The sequence below is a fragment of the Clostridium boliviensis genome (assembly GCF_033342255.1).
In the GTDB taxonomy this organism is placed as follows: domain Bacteria; phylum Bacillota; class Clostridia; order Lachnospirales; family Lachnospiraceae; genus Lacrimispora; species Lacrimispora boliviensis.
This window is the reverse complement of record NZ_JAWONS010000069.1, coordinates 1-436: the sequence shown is the minus strand read 5'-3', so window position 1 is coordinate 436 and position 436 is coordinate 1. Positions and strand designations below refer to the sequence as shown.

The 436-nt window shown below is 59.6% G+C and carries 1 protein-coding gene; it reads right to left on the bottom strand.

Features of this window, described 5'->3' with window-relative positions:
* On the bottom strand, positions 1 to 436 hold a 436-nt coding region (locus RZO55_RS02980; RefSeq protein WP_439100019.1), incomplete at both ends, for a sodium:solute symporter family transporter.

Genomic DNA, 436 nt, shown 5'->3' with positions numbered 1-436 from the left:
ACCAGCGGACCGAAGGTGGCTCCCAGTCCCGCCCAGGCGTAGGAAACCAACTCCAGGACGTTCTGCTCCTGGGCAAAGGAGAGGTAGATGGCGATCACCGCGACGAGCAACACGCCGATGCGTCCCACCCAGATCAATTCCTTCTCCGAAGCGTTTCTGCGGAACAGGCGCTTGTAGAAATCCTCCGCCAGGGCGGTGGAGGTGACCAGCAGGAACGAGTCGACCGTACTCATAATGGCCGCCATGATCGCCGCCAGCATAAATCCGGCGACCCAGGGATTGAAGAGCAGATTGGACAAGGCGATGAAAATATGCTCCGGATCCGCCACGGAAACGAGGCCCTTTTCCGCCGCCGCAAATCCGACAAATCCGGTGAGAATCGCGCCGTAAAGGGTGAGCACCACCCAGATCATGGCCAGCATCGTCGACTTGGCCA